This is a genomic window from Sinomonas sp. (genome assembly GCF_036848755.1).
In the GTDB taxonomy this organism is placed as follows: domain Bacteria; phylum Actinomycetota; class Actinomycetes; order Actinomycetales; family Micrococcaceae; genus Sinomonas.
On the sequence record NZ_DAIUJO010000178.1, the window covers coordinates 1,491 to 4,951 of the forward strand.

The 3,461-nt window shown below is 69.3% G+C and carries 3 protein-coding genes; all 3 read right to left on the reverse strand.

Annotated features, from left to right (window positions below; all coding sequences use genetic code 11):
- Positions 1 to 54: 54 nt before the first annotated feature.
- On the reverse strand, positions 55 to 1,518 hold the full coding sequence (locus V7053_RS17855; protein WP_334173609.1) for a sulfatase family protein: 1,464 nt from the start codon (positions 1,516 to 1,518) through the stop codon (positions 55 to 57).
- Positions 1,515 to 2,546: an SDR family oxidoreductase gene (locus tag V7053_RS17860; RefSeq protein ID WP_334173610.1), complete on the reverse strand. Its 1,032-nt coding sequence runs from the start codon at positions 2,544 to 2,546 to the stop codon at positions 1,515 to 1,517. Before V7053_RS17860 ends, V7053_RS17855 begins: the two co-directional genes overlap by 4 nt.
- A 7-nt stretch (positions 2,547 to 2,553) precedes the next feature.
- On the reverse strand, positions 2,554 to 3,461 hold a 908-nt coding region (locus V7053_RS17865; RefSeq protein WP_334173611.1), incomplete at its 5' end, for a CHAD domain-containing protein.

Genomic DNA, 3,461 nt, shown 5'->3' on the forward strand with positions numbered 1-3,461 from the left:
CAGAGTTCGCGTACCCGAAACGCCCAGGAAGCAGAGTTCGCGTACCCGAGACATTCAGGCGGGGCCCCACGTGGGGTGCGGCGTCTCGGGCCCGTCGTACGGGGTGTCGCCGTAGAACTCCTGCAGCCGATCGAGCTCGTCGCGGAGCTCGGCGAGCACCGACGCGTAGCCCGGATCAGCGATGACGTTGACGAGCTCGTGCGGGTCCTTCTCGAGATCGAACAGCTCCCACTCGCTCGGCTCCCGCTCGGGTGAGGAACCGGGCACCCCCAGGCCGTCACAGTAGTAGTGGATGAGCTTGTGCGTCCGTGTGCGGACGCCGTAGTGCGCGGGCACGTGATGGCTCGGATCGCGGTGCTCCCAATAGCGGTAGTACATCGACTCCGGCCAGTCGGCCACGTCCTGCCCCCGCAGGAGTGGACGGAACGAGCGCCCCTGCGAGGTCGGCAGGGCGGCGGCCGCATCGACCCCGCACAGATCGAGGAATGTCGCCGCGAAATCGGCGTTCGTGATGATCGCGTCGCAGCGGCTCCCTGGCGGAATCTCGGCGGGCCACCGCACAAGCAGCGGCATCTGGAGCGACTGCTCGAACATGAGCCGCTTGTCGAACCAGCCGTGGTCTCCGAGGAAGAAGCCTTGGTCGGAGGAGTAGACGACGATCGTGTCCTCGGCGATGCCCTGCGCGTCGAGATATTCGAGCAGCTGCCCCACGCCATCGTCGAGCGCTTGGACGCACTGGAGATAGTCCCGCATGTAGCGCTGGTACTTCCACCGCGCTCGCTCGGCGGTGTGCTCGGGGCCCTCGAGCTCCGCCGGGGTGGGCTCCTTGACGTCCTCCTCCGTGAGGTCGTCCGCGATGCTCATGCGCACGGACCGCACGCATTCGGCCAACGTCGCGTGGTCGTCGTCGAACGTCTCCGGTTCCGGAATCGACCCCACCGGGTACAGGTCGCGGTGCTTCCCGTCCGGAATCCACGGCCGATGGGGAGCCTTGTGGTGCACCATCAGTGCGAAGGGGCGGTCCGGGTCCCGGTTGATGAGCCAATCGAGTGCGAGATCGGTCACGATCTCCGTCGCATATCCCTCGAGCCGCCGCTCGCCCTCGGGTCCGCTCATCACTGGGTCGATGTAGGCGCCCTGGCCAGGGAAGACGAGCCAGTCGTCGAAGCCGCGCGGACGGGCGCCCGAGGACTCACCGAGATGCCACTTCCCATAGAGCGCGGTCGCGTAGCCGGCGTCGTGGAGGACGTCGACGAAGGTAGGAACCCGGTAGTCGAACTCGGCGAAGATCCCGGGCACGCCGTTGACGTGGCTGTAGGTCCCCGTGAGGATCGTGGCGCGGGAGGGGCTGCAGATGGCGTTCGTGCAGTAGACCGAGCCGAGGACCGCCCCCTCCCGGCCGATCCGATCGATGGCGGGCGTCGTGTTGAGCCTGCTCCCATACGCCGAAATGGCGTGGGGAGCATGGTCATCGGAGAGGATGAACAGGAGATTCGGGCGGTCCGTCGGTCGGTTCATGGGGTGCGGACGATCCCCTGCCGCAGCAGGCTCTCCGCGCACGCGACTGCCGCCTCCTCGTTCGAGCGCGGCTCCCAGCCGAGCACCCTGCGGGCCTTCGCGTTGCTCGCCGCCCGGATCACGTTGAGCTGCGGCGAGATCTCCCGCACGGGAGGGACGACGACGGCGAGCGCCTTGAAGACCCAGGCGGGGGCCGTGCGCGTGGTCACCTTCGAGGCCGCCTTCCCGAGGGCCTTGCGCAGGGCGAGGGCGATCTCGTGGAACGAGGTCGGCTGCCCGGCGACCGCGATGAAGCGCTGACCGGAGGCTTCTGGGTCCGTCATCGCCCGGATGTGCAGGTCGGCGACGTCCCGCACATCGACGACGTTCATCCACATCGGGGGCGCGGCGGGAAGCTGGCCGCTCAGGAGGGTCGAGACGATCCGAATCGAGCTCGAGAGGTGCGGCCCGAGCACGGGCCCGAGGATGCCCACGGGATTCACGACGGCCAGCTCGAGGCCGCCTCCTTCCCGTTCCAGGAAATCCCACGCCGCGCGCTCGGCTATCGTCTTCGACTTCACGTACGGCGTGATCCCTCGCGCCTCCGGATCGGTCCAGTCGCTCTCGTCGAAGACGTGGTGCTCGTCGTCGTGCCCATAGCCGACCGCAGCGAAAGACGACGTCATCACGACGCGCCGCACTCCGGCGTCGCGCGCGGCCCGCAGAACGCGAAGGGCGCCATCGCGGGCGGGGCCGACGAGTTCGTCAGGGTCCCTCGGCTGCCGGCTCGGGAAGGGCGAGGCCACGTGGAGCACACAGTCCGCCCCGGCCGCTGCTTCGGCCCAGCCTTGATCGGCGCGGAGGTCGGCCGAGAAGTACGCAACGCGCTCCTGGTGCGGCGCCCCCGCAACGGCGAGCATCTGCTCGACGTCCGCCTGACGGCTGAGGGACCTAAGGGTGGTCCGCACGTTGTGGCCCGCCGTGAGCAGCTGCGCGATGGCGTGGCCGGCCACGAAGCCCGAGCCGCCGGTGACGACTACCGTCGCCACGGCTCAATCACCTCTTGCCCCCAAGCTTCGCGGGGAGCTTCCGGCGCACGCGGTCGTAGCGGACTGCTGCCTCGTCTGCGAGCTGGAGCTCCCTCGCATGCAGCCGACCATAGGTGAAGGCGTTCTCGCCCCGGCCGTAGGCCTCGACGCCGAGTCTGCGCACGAGGTCCGCGGTGACGATGCAGTCCTGGTGCTCGCCGAGCGCCTTCTGGATCTTCTGGGCGCGGCGGCCGAGGCGGGAGGCCTTCTTCGCGCCGAACGGAGCGGCCGCCTCGGCGGAATACCGGAGCCGTTTGGCGGACTTGCGCACGTCGTGGAGCGCGACGTCGTGCCCTTCCTTGCCCTCAAGGCCCTCGGCGGTCTTGACGGCGGTGCGGAGGCGCTTGGCATGGCGGCGCACGACGGCGGAGACGGTCGCCTTGGTATGCCAGGCTCGGTCGGCATCGGCGGCTGAAGAGATGAGGTCCGTGACGCTGTCGATGAGCCGGAAGTACCGCTCCGATCTCATCGCCTCCGTGAGCTCCCTGGACGCCTCTCCGTGCTCGGCCCCGAGCGACTCGTCGAACGACTGGCTGACGGGCCCGAGGACCAGACTGGACGGTTCGCTGTCGACGCGCCCCCGCAGGCGCTCGCGCATGACTTCCGCGTCGCGCACGCGCCCGAGAACCCTGCCGAACCACTGGAGCTCGTCGCGCAACGCCCGCCCCGCCTCGGCGTCGAGGTCCTTGCGGAACGCGGAAAGGCACGCGCGAAGCCTGCGGACCGTGATCCTGAGTTGGTGGACGGAGTCCGGGGCCGAGATGCGCACTGCCGGATCGAGCTCCTCCCAGCGCGCGAGCTGCTCCGTGGTGTAGTCGAGGAACGCGCGCAGCACCTTCCCCCGGCGCCGCCCGTCGACGGACTTGGCCGTCGTGG